Origin of the sequence: Litchfieldella anticariensis FP35 = DSM 16096 (genome assembly GCF_000409775.1) — a bacterium.
GTDB lineage: Bacteria > Pseudomonadota > Gammaproteobacteria > Pseudomonadales > Halomonadaceae > Litchfieldella > Litchfieldella anticariensis.
Genome location: NZ_KE332377.1, coordinates 137,310 through 156,205, shown reverse-complemented (window position 1 = coordinate 156,205; position 18,896 = coordinate 137,310). Strand labels below are relative to the sequence as shown.

Annotated in this window: 17 protein-coding genes; 4 read left to right on the top strand and 13 right to left on the bottom strand. The window is 57.4% G+C overall.

Features of this window, described 5'->3' with window-relative positions; all coding sequences use genetic code 11:
• Window positions 1-10: 10 nt before the first annotated feature.
• From L861_RS00705 to L861_RS00695, 3 genes are read right to left on the bottom strand one after another with little or no spacing between them, the layout of a single operon-like run.
• Window positions 11-439, bottom strand: coding sequence for an ExbD/TolR family protein (locus L861_RS00705; RefSeq protein WP_016414603.1), 429 nt, complete (start codon window positions 437-439; stop codon window positions 11-13).
• Window positions 436-1,122 (bottom strand): MotA/TolQ/ExbB proton channel family protein, encoded by a 687-nt coding sequence (locus L861_RS00700; protein ID WP_027947696.1) that lies wholly within the window; start codon window positions 1,120-1,122, stop codon window positions 436-438. The genes L861_RS00705 and L861_RS00700 overlap by 4 nt, the downstream gene beginning before the upstream one ends.
• A 55-nt stretch (window positions 1,123-1,177) precedes the next feature.
• Window positions 1,178-3,457: a DNA internalization-related competence protein ComEC/Rec2 gene (locus L861_RS00695; protein ID WP_016414601.1), complete on the bottom strand. Its 2,280-nt coding sequence runs from the start codon at window positions 3,455-3,457 to the stop codon at window positions 1,178-1,180.
• A 153-nt stretch (window positions 3,458-3,610) separates the two neighbouring features.
• On the opposite strand from L861_RS00695, the gene L861_RS00690 reads away from it, so the two are divergent.
• Window positions 3,611-4,156: a DUF2062 domain-containing protein gene (locus L861_RS00690; protein WP_016414600.1), complete on the top strand. Its 546-nt coding sequence runs from the start codon at window positions 3,611-3,613 to the stop codon at window positions 4,154-4,156.
• A gap of 19 nt (window positions 4,157-4,175) precedes the next feature.
• On the opposite strand, the gene L861_RS00685 is transcribed toward L861_RS00690, so the two are convergent.
• Both L861_RS00685 and L861_RS00680 read right to left on the bottom strand, forming a co-directional pair.
• Window positions 4,176-4,898, bottom strand: coding sequence for an ABC transporter ATP-binding protein (locus L861_RS00685; RefSeq protein WP_016414599.1), 723 nt, complete (start codon window positions 4,896-4,898; stop codon window positions 4,176-4,178).
• Window positions 4,899-4,925: 27 nt separating this feature from the next.
• Window positions 4,926-6,167, bottom strand: coding sequence for a lipoprotein-releasing ABC transporter permease subunit (locus L861_RS00680; RefSeq protein ID WP_016414598.1), 1,242 nt, complete (start codon window positions 6,165-6,167; stop codon window positions 4,926-4,928).
• 156 nt (window positions 6,168-6,323) lie between these two features.
• Here L861_RS00680 and L861_RS00675 point away from each other — a divergent pair, with 156 nt between their 5' ends.
• The gene (locus L861_RS00675) at window positions 6,324-7,379 is read left to right on the top strand and encodes an agmatine deiminase family protein (protein WP_016414597.1); all 1,056 of its coding nucleotides are present in this window, start codon (window positions 6,324-6,326) and stop codon (window positions 7,377-7,379) included.
• Between the two features lie 4 nt (window positions 7,380-7,383).
• A complete protein-coding gene (locus L861_RS00670) occupies window positions 7,384-8,280 on the top strand; it encodes a carbon-nitrogen hydrolase (RefSeq protein WP_016414596.1) in 897 nt (298 codons plus the stop codon).
• Window positions 8,281-8,401: 121 nt separating this feature from the next.
• Here the strand turns inward: L861_RS00670 and L861_RS00665 are convergent, their stop codons facing one another.
• The 4 genes from L861_RS00665 to L861_RS23890 form a co-directional block, all read right to left on the bottom strand.
• On the bottom strand, window positions 8,402-9,349 hold the full coding sequence (locus tag L861_RS00665) for a Nudix family hydrolase (RefSeq protein ID WP_016414595.1): 948 nt from the start codon (window positions 9,347-9,349) through the stop codon (window positions 8,402-8,404).
• 51 nt (window positions 9,350-9,400) lie between these two features.
• On the bottom strand, window positions 9,401-10,609 hold the full coding sequence (gene argJ / locus L861_RS00660) for a bifunctional glutamate N-acetyltransferase/amino-acid acetyltransferase ArgJ (protein WP_016414594.1): 1,209 nt from the start codon (window positions 10,607-10,609) through the stop codon (window positions 9,401-9,403).
• Window positions 10,610-10,621: 12 nt separating this feature from the next.
• Window positions 10,622-13,360: a preprotein translocase subunit SecA gene (gene secA / locus L861_RS00655; protein ID WP_027947699.1), complete on the bottom strand. Its 2,739-nt coding sequence runs from the start codon at window positions 13,358-13,360 to the stop codon at window positions 10,622-10,624.
• An 87-nt stretch (window positions 13,361-13,447) separates the two neighbouring features.
• Window positions 13,448-13,825 carry a hypothetical protein gene (locus L861_RS23890; protein WP_027947700.1) on the bottom strand — a complete coding sequence of 126 codons (378 nt, stop codon included), beginning with the start codon at window positions 13,823-13,825 and terminating at the stop codon, window positions 13,448-13,450.
• 103 nt (window positions 13,826-13,928) lie between these two features.
• On the opposite strand from L861_RS23890, the gene L861_RS00650 reads away from it, so the two are divergent.
• Complete coding sequence (locus L861_RS00650) at window positions 13,929-14,396, top strand: DUF721 domain-containing protein (RefSeq protein ID WP_027947701.1); 468 nt, start codon at window positions 13,929-13,931, stop codon at window positions 14,394-14,396.
• Window positions 14,397-14,473: 77 nt separating this feature from the next.
• On the opposite strand, the gene lpxC is transcribed toward L861_RS00650, so the two are convergent.
• The 4 genes from lpxC to L861_RS00630 all read right to left on the bottom strand — a co-directional run bounded on the left by lpxC (window position 14,474) and on the right by L861_RS00630 (window position 18,894).
• A complete protein-coding gene (gene lpxC / locus L861_RS00645; RefSeq protein WP_016414591.1) occupies window positions 14,474-15,385 on the bottom strand; it encodes a UDP-3-O-acyl-N-acetylglucosamine deacetylase in 912 nt (303 codons plus the stop codon).
• Between the two features lie 112 nt (window positions 15,386-15,497).
• The gene (ftsZ, locus tag L861_RS00640) at window positions 15,498-16,661 is read right to left on the bottom strand and encodes a cell division protein FtsZ (protein ID WP_016414590.1); all 1,164 of its coding nucleotides are present in this window, start codon (window positions 16,659-16,661) and stop codon (window positions 15,498-15,500) included.
• Between the two features lie 33 nt (window positions 16,662-16,694).
• Complete coding sequence (gene ftsA, locus L861_RS00635) at window positions 16,695-17,969, bottom strand: cell division protein FtsA (RefSeq protein ID WP_016414589.1); 1,275 nt, start codon at window positions 17,967-17,969, stop codon at window positions 16,695-16,697.
• A 196-nt stretch (window positions 17,970-18,165) separates the two neighbouring features.
• Window positions 18,166-18,894, bottom strand: coding sequence for a cell division protein FtsQ/DivIB (locus L861_RS00630; protein WP_016414588.1), 729 nt, complete (start codon window positions 18,892-18,894; stop codon window positions 18,166-18,168).
• Window positions 18,895-18,896: the final 2 nt, after the last annotated feature.

Genomic DNA, 18,896 nt, shown 5'->3' with positions numbered 1-18,896 from the left:
GACGTTTGTGTCACGGTGACTCCGCTTGAATGAATGAATTCTCACCCTCGCGAGTGGCAATACGCACACGCGAGATCCCCAGTGCCGCGGCTTGGTCCAACGCCTTGACCACGGCGGCATGTCGTGCACGGCCATCGGCCTCGACGATCAAGCCGTGCTCGCGCGCCGCCTCGGCCCGCCTGGCCAGGGCTGAGTGCAACTCGCTAGCCGGCATGCTGTCCCCATCCAGGCGATAGCCACCATCGGCATCGACGACAATCGTGACAGGTGCAACTTTCATTGGGGAGCCGGCAACGCTCTCGGGCAACACCAATTCGAGAGCCTGGCGAGTCTCGAAGGTGGTCGAGACCATGAAGAAAATCAATAACAGGAAGACGACATCGATCAACGGCGTAAGGTTGACCTCTACCGGATCACGGTGCCGTCGCGGAAATTTCATAAACGCCTCATACGGGACTCGCGGTGTCCCTCACTGTCATTCCGCTCGTTTTCATGGCGCTCGGCAAGTGTCAGCTCTCCCTGATGATGCGCCAGGAACTCGACCAGCAGCCCGGCCTGCTCCTCCATACGCACGGTGATATCCTCTACACGGCGCTGGAAGTAACGATGGAACATCAAAGCCGGGATGGCGACAGTGAGACCGGCGGCAGTGGTAATCAATGCACGCGAAATCCCACCGGCAAGGTCAGCGGTGCGTTCGACGCCGTCGGTCGAGACGATCACGGAGAAGACCTCTATCATTCCTACCACAGTCCCCAGCAGACCGATCAATGGCGTAATGGCGGCGATGGTGCCCAATGGGCTCAGGAAGCGCTCCATGTCGTGTATTACCGCTGTGGCGGCTTCTTGCAGCCGGGCCCGCACCTGTTCATGACCAAGCCGTGCGTTGCGCAAACCTGCAGCCAGTATGCTACCCAGGGGTGAATGACTTTCGAGCCAATGGAGATTGACTTGCCCCTTGGCAATTAGCGTGCAGACTTCCTGCCCCAAGCCCAAGGGGGCAATACGCTGGGCTCGCAGCGTCCACAACCGCTCGATGACGATCACCGTCGCTACCAGCGAACAGCCCAGCAGCGGTATCATCAACCAGCCACCTGCTACCAGGGCGTCGAGCACATCCATTCGAAGCTCTTCCTCCAGACTCAAGGGCACCGGGTGGCGACGCATCACCACAGGGTCAAGGTTGCAATTTTACCTCATGACAGAAGCCTTCGACACCGCTGCCCGGGCGCTCACGCATAGCAGCGATCGCCATGCCAGCGGCATCCCCCAGCCGTAATGTCACAGCTCCATCCAGGGCAGTGTTCCATAGACAACTTTGCCCACGGCGAAAACGTCTAACCACTTCATCATGAGGATGCCCGAAGGCATTGTCGTGCCCGGTACTGAAGATCGCATAGCGTGGCGCAAGCGCTGTCACCATTTGGGGCCCTGAACTGCTTCGACTGCCATGATGGCCAGCCACCAATACTTGCAGCGGTAGTGGTACCTGGCGCAGAAAGCGCCGCTCGACATCACGGCCCACATCACCAGTCACCAGCATACGGTGCTCACCAGCCTCGACCAACAATACACAAGACCTGTCATTACTCGACCACTCGCCAAGATCACTGCGGGGTGGCCATAGGAAGCGAAAATCCACACCATCCCAGCGCCAACCATCACCTGCCCGACAGGCAGAAAAAGGCACACCGATGTCTTCTCCCACTGGCGCTAAGTAGCGCGCCACATGATGCTCGGTCAGGGATGGCACACCACCGGCGTGATCGAGATCGGCATGGCTAACGATGACTCTATCGAAGGTCTGTCCGGACGGCCACAGCGTGGACAAGGGCATGAAACCGGAACGGAATCGTGGTCCGGTATCGTACAGCAACCGGTGAGTAGCAGTGCGAAACTCCATCAACTGGCCCTGCCCCACATCATACACTCGCACCCGGACCGTACCCGAGGTGGTGGCCGGTGGCACGATCACCAACACCAATGCCACCAGCAAAACCGTCCCCACCATGCGCAAGGCACGTGCCAGCCCTGGCAAGGCCCAAAGCAAGGCAATTATGCCCAACATCCACGCCAGAGGTAGCACTCGCCAGTAGACCGGCTCCCAGACAGGCCACCAGGACGCGGCATGGCTAAGCAATGCCACAAGAGCATCGGCCAACCAGGCGAAGAGTTGCCAGCTTCCCTGTGCCAGCGGCGGCACGCCGACCAGCAGCCAGCCAAGTAATCCCAAGGGCACCATCAAAATGCTTACCAAGGGCACCGCAAGCAGGTTGACCAACGGTGCCACTGGAGCCAAACGTTCGAAAGCCAACAGAACTGCCGCTGCCATCAGTGGTGCCAAGAGTCCTTGGGTTCGCAGCAGTGCCCAACACCAGCCCCATACTCCTCGTGGTCGCTCGCACCGCTGCCAGATCAGGATCAGCAAGGCGACAGCAACAAAGGACAACCACAGCCCCGGACGCCATGCCGACAGCGGTTCGCTCGCCACCACCAGTGCCAAGGCCAACCACCATCCCTGCCATACACCGGGCGCATGGCGACCACTGGCAACCCATAGCCCGATCAGCGTCATGATCATGGCACGCATGGCAGGTGGTTCGAGCCCAGCCAGGCAGGCATACGCCACACTCGCTCCCGCGGCTACCCACCAAGGCCAAACCGCCATGCGCCACCGCCCCGGGGTGACCAGACGCGCCGCCGCTCGCGCCAATAGCAACACGAAAGTCGCCACCAATCCTACATGCAAGCCGGAGATGACCATCAAATGCGTGGTGCCACTGGCGTTGAGCAACTCCCAGTCGTCGCTATCCAAACGTTCACTCGCCCCCAGCGTCAGGGCTGCCAGCCAACGACGTGTCGACTCGTCCAGCGGTTGCTCATCGAGGTACGCCAGAGCCACTCTCTGCAGTGAGAAGCGAGGCCCCGCGAGACGAACTGACGGCGGCTCAGTGCGCACATAGCCGGTGGCATCGATACCCTCTCGCCACAGCCAGGCGCCATAATCGAAGGCATTAGGGTTCAGGAAGCCCCGAGGTGGACGCAATCTCACACTCAACGCCCAGCGCTCGCCCGCTTGCCAATCCTCAACTGCGTAGGCACTCAAGCGCACCCGGCGTAGGCGATCACACGACAGCCGGGGCGACTCGAGCGGCCGACATGCATCGACATCGAAAAGCAGACGGGCACGCTCCCCTTCGTCGACCAAGGAGACGATGCTTCCCTCGATACGCAGATCGACACCGGACAATCCCGGCGGGAGCTGTGCCTGACTCGCCCAAAGCACTTGGCCGGCAGCCATCGCTACCACCAACAACACCAACAGTGCATGACGCCACCATATGGCGAAGAGCAGAGCCAGTGCCCAAATATCGAATAACCCAGGCAGTGATAGGCTGCCCAAGCCAGCTCCCATCAAAGCAGCGACGGCCAAAGGCATCGCCAACCCCACTCGCATTCCTTTGCTCCCGCGTTCTTGTTAATCCCGCCTCTTTGCCTCCTACCGTCACACCGCCGTCGAATCGGCATTTTGGGTAGTGGTGTTCAAGCATGGCGAGTAGCGTGGCTAGTATGGATAATAGCCCGGGTCACGAATCGATGAGCCGACTTCATGCCGCGCCGCTTTTTTCAGCGCTACCTACCCCACCCCGACACTCTCAAACGCAAGCGCTCCTTGCGCTTCGTGAGTCACTTGATCGGCAACCCCTCGTTGTGGGTACTGTCGCGACGCTCGGTGGCAAATGCCTTCATGATCGGCTTGTTCAGCGCGCTGCTGCCCATCCCTTTCCAAATGGTGGTGGCGGCCTTCGGCGCCTGGCTATTGCGCTGCAATCTACCGTTATCCGTGGGATTGGTGTGGATTACCAACCCGCTGACCATGCCACTGATCTTCTATGGCAATTATCGGATCGGGGCTTGGCTTTTAAACACACCGGTCCGAGAAGCTCCAACGCAATTATCGACGCACTGGATTGCCGAGAAGATGATCGACATTCTACCGGCCTTGGTAATGGGTTCACTGACAACGGCAATCGTGGCAGGTCTTGTCGGCAATCTGATCATTCGCTTGATCTGGCGCTGGCACGTCTCGCGAAGTTGGAGACGCCGTCGGCTAAAGCGTCGCCATGCACAGCGCTCGCCAGCCGACGACTACTAATCTCGCGACACCATATCGCCTATTTCGTAGGAGTAAGTCGCCCATCATCAAGACGCAGAACACGATCCTGGTGAGCAGCCAATGCCGGATCATGCGTCACAACCACGAAAGCACAAGCACTATCACGTGCCAGTTCGTCCATCAATGCCAGGATATTTGCCGCCGTACTCTGATCGAGATTGCCGGTAGGCTCATCCATCAGCACCACACTCGGATCCGTGATCAGCGCACGTGCGATGGCGACTCGCTGACGTTCGCCACCAGACAACTCTCCTGGTTTGTGATCACCCCGTTCGGCCATACCGACCCGAGCCAGAATTTCACGGGCCCTCACTATCGCCGGCTTGCGCTTGTGACCACGCACGATCAACGGCAGTGCAGCATTCTCTAGTGCCGTAAATTCGGCCAGCAGGTGATGAAATTGATACACGAAGCCGATATGCCTGTTGCGAAACCGCCCCATGGCGGCTTCACCAAGTTCCAAAAGTGATTGCCCTGCCACATGCACTTCCCCAGCACTGGGGCGATCCAGGCCTCCCAACAGATTGAGCAGGGTCGTCTTTCCCGACCCCGAACTGCCGACAACCGCGACCCGCTCTCCAGCACGAACCTCGAGCGCCAAGTCATGCAGCACCGTCACTTCCTGAGGCCCTTCCTGGTAGATTCGCGTCAAGCCTCGACAGGTCAACATCACTGGCGATGTAGCGTGCTTGTCATCGACTGGTGTCGCTACTGTAGGCATTTCGGTTCTCTTGTTCATGACGGTACCTCACTCGTAGCGCAGGACTTCGGCCGGCTGGATGCGCGCAGCGCGCCAGGCAGGATACAGGGTCGACAGGAACGTCAGGCCCAAGGCCGCAGCCACAATGTTACGGACATCGCTCCACTCCAGCTGTGACGGCAGATAACTGATGAAGTACACATTGGCATCAAGGAACTGAATGTCGAACAACGATTCGATACCACTGATCAGCTCGGAAATCGTCAATGCCAACCCGATGCCAGCCGCCACTCCGATCAGGATCCCGATGATGCCAATCGCCAACCCCTGAACGACGAAGATGCCCATGATCGAGCGAGGGGTGGCACCGATGGTACGCAGGATTGCGATATCGGCATGTTTATCAGTCACCACCATCACCAATGTCGACACGATGTTGAAGGCTGCCACGGCAATGATCACCGTCAATAGCAAGGCAATCATGCGCTTTTCCATCTGGATCGCCTGAAACAGGTTGCCATGGGAGTAGGTCCAGTCCAGCCCCCGGTAACCGCTTCCCAATTCGTTGATGATTGCCCGGGTTTCGGCACTGGCAGCGAACAGGTCGTCGAGCTCCAGACGCAGACCGCCCACAGCATCTCCCATACGTGCCAGGGTCTGCATGTCCTCGATGTTGGCGTAGGCGAGATTGGCATCGAGATCCGCGCCGACGCTGAAGATACCGCTGACGGTGAAGCGCTTGAGTCGGGGGAACACACCAGCCGGCGTGATAGAAGCTTCGGGAACCAGCAGTGTGACGCGGTCGCCCACTCCGACGCCTAGCTGACGGGCCAGTAACGAGCCCAGCACCACATTCCACTCACCGGGAACCAGATCGTCGAGGCTGCCCTGTTGCATGTGCTCGCCAATGATCGATACCTGATCCTCGTATTCAGGATCAATGCCAGTGACCATCGCCCCTTTGTTATTCCCGCCAATCGAGAACATCCCTTGCTGCTCCACGTAAGGGGCTGCGCCAATGACGCGTTCACGCTGGAGCAATCGCTCAGCCAATGATTGCCAATCGGTCAACCCTCCCCGTGCTTCGATCTTGGCATGCGGTACCATACCCAGCACCCGAGTGCGCAGCTCGTGATCGAAGCCGTTCATCACAGAGAGCACCAAGATCAATACCGCCACCCCAAGCATCAGGCCCAGCATGGAGGTCAAAGAAATAAAAGAGATGAAATGGTTGCGGCGCTTGGCACGCACGTAACGCAACCCAATCAAGAATGGCAGGCGGTCGAGCATCGCGAACGGTTCCTTATCTGCGGGCGCTCATGGTACGTTTTTTCGTAACAGGCTGCACGGGAAAGCCGCCGACTTCCACTTTAATTCAATACTTGCAACGGCGACGTGCTAGCCCTACATTGCGCGGTTTCGTGGCACACCCGAGAGAAGACTGCGATGGCAAACCGCTTGTTCCCCGAATGGTATCCTCAGGATGCAGTTCAATTGACCTGGCCGCACGAGGATAGCGACTGGGCAGGTCAGCTTGAGCGTATTGAGGCGACGCTGGAGGCAATGGTAGTGGCCATCGCCCGTTATCAGAACGTGCTGATCAGTGTCCCCGATGCTGACACCCGCACCCGGCTGGCGACGAGTTTCCATCATCTGGGTGTACCGATGCAACGCCTGCGACTGATCGTCGCGCCGGCCGACGATACTTGGTGTCGCGATCATGGCCCTATCGCCGTCGAACGCGATGGTCGCCCTGTGCTACTGGACTATATCTTCACTGGGTGGGGCGGCAAGTTCCCCGCCACACGCGATAATGCCTTGACCCGCACGCTGGCCGACAAAGATGCCTATCGGGTACCACTCGAATCCCGCGATTTGATTCTTGAAGGAGGCGCTATAGAGACAGATGGCCAAGGCACCCTGTTGACCACTGAGGCTTGCCTGCTCAATCCTAATCGCAATGCCACCCTCGATCGTGAGGCAGTGGAAGCGCACCTGCGCAAGGACTTCGGGGTGGAACGCGTACTGTGGTTAAGGCACGGTCACTTGGAAGGCGATGATACCGACAGCCATATCGACACTCTAGCCCGTTTCTGCGACCCGCAAACCATCGCCTATGTGAAGTGTAACGATGAACGCGACAGTCACTATTTGCCCCTCAAGGCCATGGAAAGTGAACTCCAAGCCTTCCGCCAGGTCAATGGTCAGCCATATCGGCTGATACCTTTACCCTGGCCAAGCGCTTGCCACGACCCCGAAGATGGTCACCGCTTGCCGGCAACCTACGCCAATTTCTTGATCATCAACGGTGCGGTACTGGTCCCCACTTATGGCGATGCCGCTGATACACATGCCTTGTCCGCTTTGGCCGATGCTTTTCCTGATCGCGATATCGTTCCTATCGATTGCCGCAGCGCGATCCGCCAGCACGGCAGTCTACACTGCCTGACCATGCAACTGCCTCAGGGAAGCCTGACCCCCTTCCTTGTCGCCGAGGAGTAAAGAGATGAGCAAGATCCTGAAAGTAGGCTTGGTTCAGCAACCTGCTTGGCCGGACAAGAGCCGGAGCCTGGCCGAAAGCGAAGCCGGGATACGCGAACTCGCTACTCAGGGAGCAGAGTTGGTACTGCTGCAAGAACTGCACGCCACCCACTATTTCTGCCAATATGAAGACCCCGCCCTGTTCGATCTGGCTGAGCCACTGGATGGCCCTACCAACCAGCATCTAGCCACCTTGGCGGAGGAACTGGATATCGTACTGGTCGGGTCGCTGTTCGAGCGCCGCGCTCCTGGACTCTACCACAACACCGCAGTAGTTTATGATCGGGCGCGTGGCCGAGTCGGCCACTATCGCAAGATGCATATCCCCGACGACCCAGGCTTCTACGAGAAGTTTTATTTCACTCCCGGTGATGCCGACCGCGAGCAAGGCTTTGCTCCCATTGATACCTCAGTCGGCCGTCTTGGCGTACTGGTCTGTTGGGATCAATGGTATCCAGAAGCAGCGCGCCTGATGGCACTCGCCGGTGCGGAGTTGCTGCTATACCCCACAGCCATTGGCTGGCATCCGCCGGACGACAGTAACGAAAAAGCCCGCCAAAAGGATGCCTGGACCCTGATCCAGCGTGCTCACGGCGTGGCCAACGGCCTGCCAGTGCTGGTTGCCAACCGGGTCGGTCACGAGCCGGATCTGTCGGAAGTCAGCCCCGGTATCGACTTCTGGGGCGGCAGCTTCATCTGTGGCCCTCAAGGAGAACTGCTAGCCCATGCCGGTGAAGGCCCAGAACGGCTGCTAGTCGAGCTCGACATGGCACGCTGCGAGGATACCCGGCGCATGTGGCCGTATCTACGCGACCGCCGCATCGATGCCTATGGCGACCTGACGAGACGCTACCGGGACTGAGTCGCGCTACGCGCGAAGCTGTAAGCTAGGCAGAGTTTGGTGCTGCCGACGAAATAAGAAACCCTTGCAGGATTTCCTGCAAGGGTTTTCTCTTACAGCTTCAAACTTATAGCTTAAAGCTTTATTTCCAAAAATCCCGAATCGAGGCGATGCCTTGCGCCCCAACGGCACGAGCGTGGTTGGCATCGTGACGGGTCATGCCACCAAGGGCGAAGACCGGCATTGCAGCGGTTTCCACCAATTGCTGGAAGTCGTGCCACCCCAACGGGTCCACCTCGGGGTGTGACGGTGTGGTACGCAACGGCGATAGCGTCACGAAATCGCACCCGATGCGTGCCGCCTGATCGAGTTGAACACGATCATGGGTCGATGCCGACAACCATTTGCTTTCTGCAAGGGGGCGGCGCTCCAGGCTCATCAACCGCTCACTGGTCAGGTGCACGCCATCGGCATCGATTGACTGCAAGAGTTCTGGCTCGCCATTGAGCAACAGGCGTGCGTCATACTCACGACACAACCCGAGCGCTTTCTCAGCACGCACCAAGTATGCGTCAGGCTCCAGGTTCTTGGCACGCAACTGCACCAGACGAATGCCATCCTCGCGCAATGCACGCCCTAACTTGGTCAGGAATACCTCGTCGTCCTCTTCCTCGTCGCTGATCAGATACTCAGTAGGCAGCATCACAGCACGCAGGATCGGCAAGTTGGCCGCCGGGAAAGGATAACTATGCAACTCATCCATCGCCACCCAGCGTACCGCCTGACCTTCACGTCCAAAAGGTTCTCCAGCGAAAGCGAGAATTTGCCACACATCCAGCAGAATATGCTTGTCGGGGTACTCATGATGCACGCGGATCAGTGGCTGAGCACGTTGGATTTCCACCCCGAGTTCTTCGTGCAACTCGCGTTTTAATGCTTCGAACCCGGTTTCATAGGGGGCCAACTTGCCACCAGGGAATTCCCACAAACCGCCCTGATCGACATTGGACGGGCGCCTGGCGATCAACACTCGCCGACTGTCACGACTGATAATGGCGGCAGCCGCCACATGGACCCTTCTCTTGACCATGGTACTCATTGACTCTTCCAAAATGGGTAACGCGTTCATCGCAGACACGAATCAGCTACGATAGTCGGCGTTGATCGATACATACTCGTGCGATAGATCCGAGGTCCAAACCGTAGCAGTCTCCTCGCCACGCCCCAGACGAATATGGATATTGATTTCCTCACCGGCCATCACCGCACTACCCGCCTCTTCTGTATAGCTGGAAGCACGCCCCCCTTCCTCTACCAGCCTTACCTCGCCGAGATCGATGACAACACGACTGACATCGAATGCGTCCACCGGCGCCCGCCCCACCGCTGCCAGGATACGCCCCCAGTTGGCATCGGATGCGTAGAGCGCAGTCTTGACCAGCGGCGAATGAGCCACGGTGAAAGCCACATCCAGTGCCTCCTGGCGAGTGCGTGCCTCGCTGACCTCGAGGGTGACGAACTTGGTGGCCCCTTCACCATCGCGAATGATCGCTTGGGCCAATTCGATCAGTATCCGATCAAGTGCTTCACGGAAACGAGCGATGTCATCATCGCTAGTGACTTTGGCTCCACGTCCGGTGGCAATCAATATGCAGGCATCATTGGTGGAGGTGTCACTATCCACGGTGATACAGTTGAATGATCGTGCGACGCCTTCACGCAACAGCGTTTCGAGCAGCACCTGGTCGACACTGGCGTCGGTTGCCACGAAGCCCAGCATGGTAGCCATGTTGGGCTTGATCATGCCTGCCCCTTTGCTGACGCCATTGATGGTCACCGTACGCCCACCGATTTCGACCGTCGTCGTGGCGCCCTTAGGACGAGTATCAGTCGTCATGATACCTTCACCGGCTGCCTGCCAACCGTCGGCCGACAGTGATGCCAAAGCCACCGGCAAACCATCAAGCAAGCGATCCATGGGCAATGGCTCGCCAATCACTCCGGTGGAAAACGGTAACACCGCCGAAGCCGGGACACCGGCAAGACGCCCCAATTCGGCACAGGTTGCTTCGGCATCGCGCATACCGACGTCACCAGTACCTGCATTGGCATTGCCAGTGTTGATCACCAGAAAGCGCGGCGCACCGTTCACCAAATGACGCTTGGCGACATGTACCGGCGCCGCACAAAAAGCATTGCGCGTGAAGGTGCCTGCAACACTCGCGCCTTCGGCGATTTCTATCACCACCAGATCACGGCGCCCCGGTTTCTTGATAGCTGCCTCGGCCGTCCCCAAACTCACTCCCTCGACCACTGGCATTACCGGAAACAACACCTTACCCACCGCCATGGTGATCTCTCCTCAATTGAGTTTTCCGCAACACTGCTTGTACTTCTTGCCAGAGCCACAGATGCAGGGATCGTTACGGCCCACTTTGGGTCCTTCCCGGCGAACCGGCCGACCATCGGCACCAGGCGGCGCAGCAGCCTGCCCACCAGAAGCGGCACTGACCTCATTCTCGTCAAGGGCGTCACGACGACTGGCAGCATTGGCTTTCTCACGCTCCAACGACTCACGCCGCTTGCGCTCGAGCTCTTCGACCTCCTCCTGGCGACGCACCTGTACATGACTAAGGATACGCGTCACATCGGCCTTGATGTTGGTCAGCAATGACTGGAACAGTTCGAAGGACTCACGCTTGTATTCTTGCTTGGGGTTTTTCTGCGCGTACCCACGCAGATGAATACCGCGACGCAAGTGATCCATCGCCTGCAGATGTTCCTTCCAGCGGGTATCCAGCACCTGCAACAGCACCTGCTTCTCGAAGCGCCGCATCAGTTCCGTACCGACTGCCTCGACCTTGGCGGCATAGGTATCACGATGTTGAGCTTGCAGGCGCTCGCGCAGCTGTTCCTCGTGGAAGTGCTCATCTTCCTCAGCCCACTTCGTCACTGGCGCATCCAAGTTGAACTCGCTCTTGAGGTGCGCCTCCAGGCCTTCCAGATCCCACTGTTCGGGTAGACTCTGTGGCGGCACGAATTCACTGATTGCCTGGTCGAGAACCTCTTCGCGGATACCCAAAACGTTCTCGGATACATCCTCGGCACTGAGAATTTCGTCACGCTGCTCGTAGATCACGCGCCGCTGATCATTGGCTACGTCATCGTATTCCAAGAGTTGCTTACGGATATCGAAGTTACGACCCTCGACTTTCTTCTGGGCTCGCTCGACTGCATTCGAGACCATCTTGTGCTCGATCGCTTCGCCATGTTCGATACCCAGTGCCTTCATCATGCGCTGTACTCGCTCGGAACCGAACAAACGCATCAAGTTATCTTCCAGTGACAGGAAGAAACGTGTCGAACCGGGATCGCCTTGACGACCGGAACGACCACGAAGCTGATTGTCGATACGACGCGACTCATGTCGCTCGGAGCCAACCACGTGCAAGCCTCCAGCAGCCAGCACTGCATCGTGGCGCTCCTGCCATGCCGCCTTGATGGTATCGATCTGTGCCCGATCGGGATTGTCGAGCTTGGCGACTTCTGCCTCCCAGTTGCCACCAAGCACGATATCCGTACCACGGCCAGCCATGTTGGTAGCGATGGTAATCGCTCCGGGACGTCCGGCTTGGGCAATGATCTCAGCTTCACTCTGGTGCTGCTTGGCGTTGAGCACATTGAAGCTCAAGCCTTCTTGCTTCATTAGCCCAGCCAGATACTCGGAAGTATCGATAGAGGCCGTACCTACCAGTACAGGACGCCCTTTTTCCGTCTCGACTTTGACATCCTGGATGATTGCCTCGAACTTCTCTTCGGCGGAGAGATAGACAAGATCATTGAGGTCCTGACGAATCAACGGCCTGTTGGTAGGAATCACCATCACATCCAAACCATAGATCTGGCGAAACTCGAAGGCCTCGGTATCGGCAGTCCCGGTCATACCCGCCAGCTTTTCGTAGAGACGGAAATAATTCTGGAAGGTAGTTGAAGCCAGTGTCTGACTTTCACGTTGGATCGCCACCTTCTCCTTGGCTTCCACCGCTTGGTGAAGACCTTCCGACCAACGCCGACCTGGCATGGTACGGCCCGTATGTTCGTCGACGATCACCACTTGGCCGTCGTTGACGATGTAATCGACATCGCGATGGTAGAGATGACGCGCCCGCAATGCCGAATGCATATGATGCAGGAGATTGAGGTTTTGCGCGGCGTAGAGGGAGTCGTCCTCACCGAGCAACCCCTCGGCACGCATCAAGTCTTCTACCTTGTGATGCCCTTCTTCGGTCAGTTCGACCTGTTTCTGCTTCTCGTCGAGGAAAAAGTCACCGCTGGCCGGATCCTCCGGGTCGGTGCATTGGCTCAGATTGACCGCCAGACGATCGATCACCTTGTAAAGCTCAGTGTTCTCGTCCACTGGCCCAGAGATGATCAAAGGAGTACGGGCTTCATCAATGAGGATCGAGTCGACTTCGTCGACGATGGCATAATGCAACTCACGCTGCACCTTGTCCTCCAACGAAAAGGCCATGTTATCGCGTAGGTAATCGAAGCCGTATTCGTTATTGGTGCCGTAGGTGATATCGCAGGCGTAGGCAGCGCGCTTCTGCTCCTGACTTTGACCGGCATAGATGGTGCCAACCGACAGCCCCAGGAATTCGTATAGAGGCCGCATCCATTCGGCATCACGACGAGCCAGGTAATCATTGACGGTGACAACATGCACCCCTCTACCGGGCAGTGCATTGAGATAAACGGCCAAGGTTGCGACCAGGGTCTTACCCTCACCAGTCTTCATCTCAGCGATTCGGCCACGATGCAGGGTAAGCCCCCCGATCAACTGTACATCGAAATGGCGCATGCCCATGACGCGCTTGCCGGCCTCACGCACTACGGCGAAGGCTTCGGGCAATAGCTTGTCAAGTGATTCCCCTGCGGCCAGGCGCTCTCGAAAGTCAGAAGTGGCAGCCTGTAAAGTGGCATCTTCAAGCCCTTCGAAGCGTTCTTCCAGGGCATTGATCTGGGTAACCATCTTACCCAAACGTTTGACTTCGCGGTCGTTCTTGGAACCGACCACCTTGCGCAACAATGTATTCAGCATGAATAGGTCCAGTAACTTGATTGCCTGAGAACACATCGGACGGCTCGATAGAAGGACGTCCGATCGGCATGTGACGCTAGCGCGCCATCACGAAACGATACCGGTTGAGCAGGCGGGAGGACCTCGACGAGTCAGGACGTCATGAGCGGCACAGAACCGCTGAAAGGGAGGCAAGCAGCGTGAGACGCGTTGGCGCCGGAAGTTCCACAACGACCTTTTCCACGGAAGCCAGCGCCTTCGCCAGGCCACTCGTCGCGACTCGGCCCGAATCACATCCGGCGCGAACAGGCAGATTTGTACGATACGCTCGGCATGACGAGCAGAGTCTCCCGCGACCAGCCCGGCCGGCAACAAGCAACTGACCAACAAACCGGCCAGCAGCCAACGAGAGCGAGCCCGGCGGTGTGCCATTAGTGGCCCACTGGCATCGGATACTGCAGCTGTCGCGTGGTCTGTTTCCATCATGCTGTTGGCAGGCTCCTGGACATGCTAGGCTTTTGTATATCTGCGCTCGTCATCGCTCTTCGGCCAATGGCCTGTCGTTGATTGGCACCTTAAGGGCAAGCACATGAGTATAAAGGTTAAGCGTTTCCGCGCCCAGCCCATGTCAGCATTGCTGTCGGGCAATGGCGAACTCAAAGGCCTGATGCGCATGGCCTCATTGATCGAGCACGCTCAACACGAGCTACGTACACACCTCCCCGAAGAAGTCCGTCCACACGTCTTTGTCGGTGGATACCGTGAAGGTAAGCTCACCCTGATCACCGACCGTGCCGTATGGCTGACCTGGTTGCGATATGAACAATCTCGCCTGCTGGCACTGCTGCACCAGCATCGTGAGTTCGAAGCCGTATTGGGATTCCACTTCAAAGTCCGACCGGTTCGCCCCCTCAAGACCCCAGCCCGGTGCGTTCGCCATCTACCCACCCATGCAGCTGATGAACTCTCGAGTTGCGCTCGCGATATCGATAACCCTCGTCTCAAACAAGCCCTGGAACGCCTTGCCTCACACGCCGAACCGCATGACACCGAATAACGAAAAACGCCACCCCGACTAGAGGTGGCGTCAGAACCTGGCGCAAGAGGAATAAGCTTCTTAAACCTTAGCCTCCCTTAAACCATGGCAGGAGCAGCGTAGGAGATCGGAGCTCGCTGTGACTCATCCTCGAAAGTGACGACTTCCCAGGCATCCGGTTGTGCCAGCACGGCCCGGCACAGTTGATTGTTGAGTGCATGCCCCGATTTCACACCACGGAACTCGCCAATCAGGCTATGTCCTAATTGGTAGAGATCACCAATGGCGTCAAGCACCTTGTGCTTGACGAATTCGTCATCGTAGCGCAACCCACCCTCATTCACGATGCGGTAGTCGTCAACGACAATGGCATTGTCCAAACTACCACCCAAAGCCAGATTGTGAGAGCGCAGGAACTCAAGATCGCGCATAAAACCGAACGTTCGCGCCCGAGAAACCTCCTTGACGAAAGAGGTAGTGGAGAAATCGACCACGGCGCTTTGCTTCTGCAGCTCGATGACTGGGTGATCAAAGTCGATGGCGAAAGAGACCTTGAAGCCATTGTGCGGCAGGAAGATTGCCTCCTTATCACCCTCGCGGACCACAATCTCGCGCTTGATGCGAATGAATTTCTTGGCCGCGCTTTGCTCTTCGATTCCCGCCGATTGGATGAGAAACACAAAAGGACCGGCACTGCCATCCATGATCGGCACCTCAGGGGCGCTGACATCGACAAAGGCATTATCGATACCCAAGCCAGCAAAAGCTGACATCAGGTGCTCAACGGTCGCCACCTTGACGCCATCTTGCGAAAGTGCCGTGCATAACGTCGTGTCAGTGACGTTCTCCGCACGTGCAGCAATGCGCACCTCAGGATCGAGATCGGTGCGCACGAAGATGATGCCGGTATTCACAGGGGCCGGACGCAACGTCAGATAGACCTTCTCACCGGAATGCAGGCCCACCCCCGTCGCACGAATGGTGTTCTTGAGCGTTCGTTGTCTAATCATGAGTTACCGCCAGGTGATAATTTAATTATCAAACACCGTTCACTATAACAGCGAACGAGCGTTTTAACAAAAAAATGATACCCGGCGATCCCTATTTCCCCGATAGCTTCGATCAATCGGCCTGGCGACGCAAAAATGCCGGGATGTCGAGGTAGTCATCCAACTCCTGAGACTTGCGTTTGTCAGCCCTTGCCGCGGGACTCTCTTGCTCAGCCTTGGCAGCCTGCTGGCGCATCACCGTCGGCTGCTGCAGCTTGCGGTAGTCCGTAGGCTCAGGCCGCTTGGCGACGCTTTCACGAGGCGCAGCTTTCTGCTGACGTCCTTCGAGACCAGCGGCCACCACCGTCACTCGGAGCTCGTCGGACATTTCCATGTCGATCGATGTCCCTACGACGATGGTGGCATCTTGAGAAGCGAACTCCTGGACAGTGGCACCGACATCGTTGAACTCACCAATGGAGAGATCGGGACCAGCGGTGATATTGACCAGAATGCCACGCGCACCATGCAGGTCGATGTCTTCCAACAAGGGGCTGCGAATCGCTTTCTCAGCGGCTTCACGCGCCCGATTCTCACCGGTAGCGCCGCCAGTACCCATCATTGCCATCCCCATCTCGGACATCACGGTACGCACGTCGGCAAAGTCAACGTTGATGATGCCCGGGCTGGTGATCAACTCGGCGATACCCTGCACAGCGCCCAACAGAACATCGTTGGCAGCACTAAATGCCGTCAGCAGGCTGGCATTCTTGCCCAGCACGGCCAGCAACTTTTCATTAGGGATAGTGATCAGGGAGTCCACATGCTCGGAGAGCTCCTTCATCCCCTCTTCGGCGGCGCGCATGCGTTTGGGCCCTTCGAAGGGGAAAGGACGTGTGACCACGGCCACGGTAAGGATTCCCAACTCCTTGGCTACCTGAGCCACTACCGGAGCACCACCGGTACCGGTACCGCCCCCCATGCCAGCGGTAATGAATACCATGTCGGCGCCATTGATCAGTTCGGCAATCCGCTCACGGTCCTCCATCGCCGCCTGGCGACCAACCTCGGGATTAGCGCCAGCGCCCAGCCCCTTGGTGATTTCGCTGCCAAGTTGAAGAACGGTCTTGGCCGCCACACGTTTCAGTGCTTGCGCATCGGTATTAGCGCAGATGAACTCCACGCCTTCGATGCTGCTTTCCACCATGTGATTGACGGCATTACCACCGCCGCCGCCTACACCGATCACCTTGATGACCGCGCTGCTTGAGGGTGCGTTATCTACCAGTTCGAACATAAGCCCCGTCTCCTGGACCGCTTGCGGCCCCTGTCAGAAATTTCCTTTGAACCAGCCCTTGATCTTGTCCAGCGCCGGAATACCTTCCATGAACCCACGCCGGGAGACGTCCTCCCTCTTCGGCTGAGCCGATACTACGCGGCCATGCCCGAGCCTGGCGTCACGCATTCCATAATGTAGCAAACCCACACCGGTGGAATAAATCGGGTTGCGGACCACATCGGCTAAGCCACGTACATTCTGCGGGCAGGCAATGCGCACTGGCATATGGAAGATCTCCTCGGCCAATTCGACCACGCCTTCCATACGTGCAGTGCCGCCGGTCAATACCACACCCGCAGCTACCAAGTCCTCATAGCCGCTACGACGCAACTCTTCCCGCACAAGGGTAAAAAGCTCTTCGTAACGCGGTTCGACGACCTCGGCCAGGGACTGTCGCGACAGATCCCGGGCCGGCCGATCGCCGACGCTAGGCACCTTGATCATCTCATCACTGGAAGCAAGCTGTGTCAGCGCACAGGCATACTTGACCTTAATATCCTCGGCATATTGCGTGGGCGTACGTAATGCCATGGCAATGTCATTGGTTACCTGGTCGCCAGCAATGGGAATCACGGCAGTATGCCGGATAGCTCCCTCGGTGAATACCGCAATATCGGTCGTTCCTCCGCCAATATCCACCATACAAACGCCCAGTTCACGCTCGTCCTCGGTGAGTACCGCGTGGCTCGAAGCCAGTTGCTCGAGTATGATGGCATCGACTTCAAGACCACAGCGACGCACACATTTTTCGATATTCTGCACGGCATTGAGCGCTGCCGTCACCAAATGCACACGAGCCTCAAGACGCACTCCGGACATACCTAAAGGCTCGCGGATACCCTCTTGAGTATCGATGGCGAACTCCTGAGGAAGCACATGCAACACCCGCTGGCCTTCGGAGATGGCACGCGCCCGGGCCGAATCGATGACTCTTTCGATGTCCGACGGCGAGACTTCACGATCCTTGATCGCCACCACCCCATCGGAATTCATGGAACTGATATGGCTGCCGGCTACGCCGACATATACTGAGTGAATATCACAGCCGGCCATCAGCTCGGCTTCTTCCACGGCACGCTGAATCGATTGCACGGTCGACTCAATATTGATGACCACTCCTTTCTTCATACCGCGCGAAGGGTGAGAGCCAATGCCTGCAATTTCAATTCCGCCATCGTCGGTAGGTTGACCCACGATCGCCACGACCTTGGATGTTCCGATATCCAGCCCGACTACCATATTGGAAGCATTATATTGTCCTGCCATGGGTCGGGGTTACTCCTCAATCTTAATCCGGGTTCACAGTCCATTTAAAGGCACAATAAGACATTGAGCCAATTATAGGAACAACTAGGGTTGTTTCACCAGCCCAATTAGAAAACATATGTCAGAATACGGGGGTTTTTATCCAAAAGAAACACCCATACGGCCTGATTGGCGGGTACCGGATCAAGAAAACACCTCAAGAACCTTCTGTCTCGACGACTTCTCCAGCGTCGGTTTCACCATGCCAGGCCACGGCCACCCCATTGGGATAACGTAGATCGATGTAGCGAATTTGCGACGCCTGCGTACCAAGCTGTCGTTGCCATGCAGCATGTAAACGCGACAACCGAGCATTACGATCATTACGTCCCAGCATGACCCAGACACTATCATCAACTTGGAAACGCCAAGCCCCTCGCGCCTCAAGACGTAATTGAGTAACCGTTAACCCCAAATCAGAAAAGCGAGGTTGAAGATAATCATAATATGCCAAAACTTCAGCACCGCTTCCTTCAGGACCTGCCAGATCAGGAAGATCAGGAGGGGGAGAGATCGGCGCAAAAGCAAAGGGCTCGCCTTTAGGATTGAGCAGAAAGGTGTCATTCCAACGCGCAACAGGCTTCTGTTCCACTAGTTCAAAGGAAAGCGCATTGGGCCACTCCCGTGACACCCTTACTTCGGCCAGCCACTCGATTTCACGAGCACTGTGACGCAACTCACTAAGACTCACCGAGAGCCAGGTTTCACCTTGAACGAGAGGAGAAAGCTCTTCTCGCAAATAGGCAGCGCTGACATAAGTCAGATCGCCACGGATCGAGACTCGCTCGATAGGTCGGTCGAGCCACAACCACAAGGCACGGCCACCGGCCACCAACAACACCAGCAGCAGTATCAGACCCGGTAAGGAGCCACGCAGTGCGGACATGA

What these genes read in the sequence shown, in the direction of transcription:
- secA (WP_027947699.1), bottom strand. Translation starts at nt 13,360, where the DNA reads ATGCTGAATACATTGTTGCGCAAGGTGGTCGGTTCCAAGAACGACCGC.
- argJ (WP_016414594.1), bottom strand. Translation starts at nt 10,609, where the DNA reads ATGGCGGTGGGTAAGGTGTTGTTTCCGGTAATGCCAGTGGTCGAGGGA.
- L861_RS00665 (WP_016414595.1), bottom strand. Translation starts at nt 9,349, where the DNA reads ATGGTCAAGAGAAGGGTCCATGTGGCGGCTGCCGCCATTATCAGTCGT.
- L861_RS00630 (WP_016414588.1), bottom strand. Translation starts at nt 18,894, where the DNA reads ATGTCCGCACTGCGTGGCTCCTTACCGGGTCTGATACTGCTGCTGGTG.
- L861_RS00675 (WP_016414597.1), top strand. Translation starts at nt 6,324, where the DNA reads ATGGCAAACCGCTTGTTCCCCGAATGGTATCCTCAGGATGCAGTTCAA.
- L861_RS00695 (WP_016414601.1), bottom strand. Translation starts at nt 3,457, where the DNA reads ATGCGAGTGGGGTTGGCGATGCCTTTGGCCGTCGCTGCTTTGATGGGA.
- L861_RS23890 (WP_027947700.1), bottom strand. Translation starts at nt 13,825, where the DNA reads ATGATGGAAACAGACCACGCGACAGCTGCAGTATCCGATGCCAGTGGG.
- L861_RS00685 (WP_016414599.1), bottom strand. Translation starts at nt 4,898, where the DNA reads ATGCCTACAGTAGCGACACCAGTCGATGACAAGCACGCTACATCGCCA.
- L861_RS00705 (WP_016414603.1), bottom strand. Translation starts at nt 439, where the DNA reads ATGAAATTTCCGCGACGGCACCGTGATCCGGTAGAGGTCAACCTTACG.
- L861_RS00690 (WP_016414600.1), top strand. Translation starts at nt 3,611, where the DNA reads ATGCCGCGCCGCTTTTTTCAGCGCTACCTACCCCACCCCGACACTCTC.
- L861_RS00680 (WP_016414598.1), bottom strand. Translation starts at nt 6,167, where the DNA reads ATGCTCGACCGCCTGCCATTCTTGATTGGGTTGCGTTACGTGCGTGCC.
- ftsZ (WP_016414590.1), bottom strand. Translation starts at nt 16,661, where the DNA reads ATGTTCGAACTGGTAGATAACGCACCCTCAAGCAGCGCGGTCATCAAG.
- L861_RS00700 (WP_027947696.1), bottom strand. Translation starts at nt 1,122, where the DNA reads ATGGATGTGCTCGACGCCCTGGTAGCAGGTGGCTGGTTGATGATACCG.
- lpxC (WP_016414591.1), bottom strand. Translation starts at nt 15,385, where the DNA reads ATGATTAGACAACGAACGCTCAAGAACACCATTCGTGCGACGGGGGTG.
- ftsA (WP_016414589.1), bottom strand. Translation starts at nt 17,969, where the DNA reads ATGGCAGGACAATATAATGCTTCCAATATGGTAGTCGGGCTGGATATC.
- L861_RS00670 (WP_016414596.1), top strand. Translation starts at nt 7,384, where the DNA reads ATGAGCAAGATCCTGAAAGTAGGCTTGGTTCAGCAACCTGCTTGGCCG.
- L861_RS00650 (WP_027947701.1), top strand. Translation starts at nt 13,929, where the DNA reads ATGAGTATAAAGGTTAAGCGTTTCCGCGCCCAGCCCATGTCAGCATTG.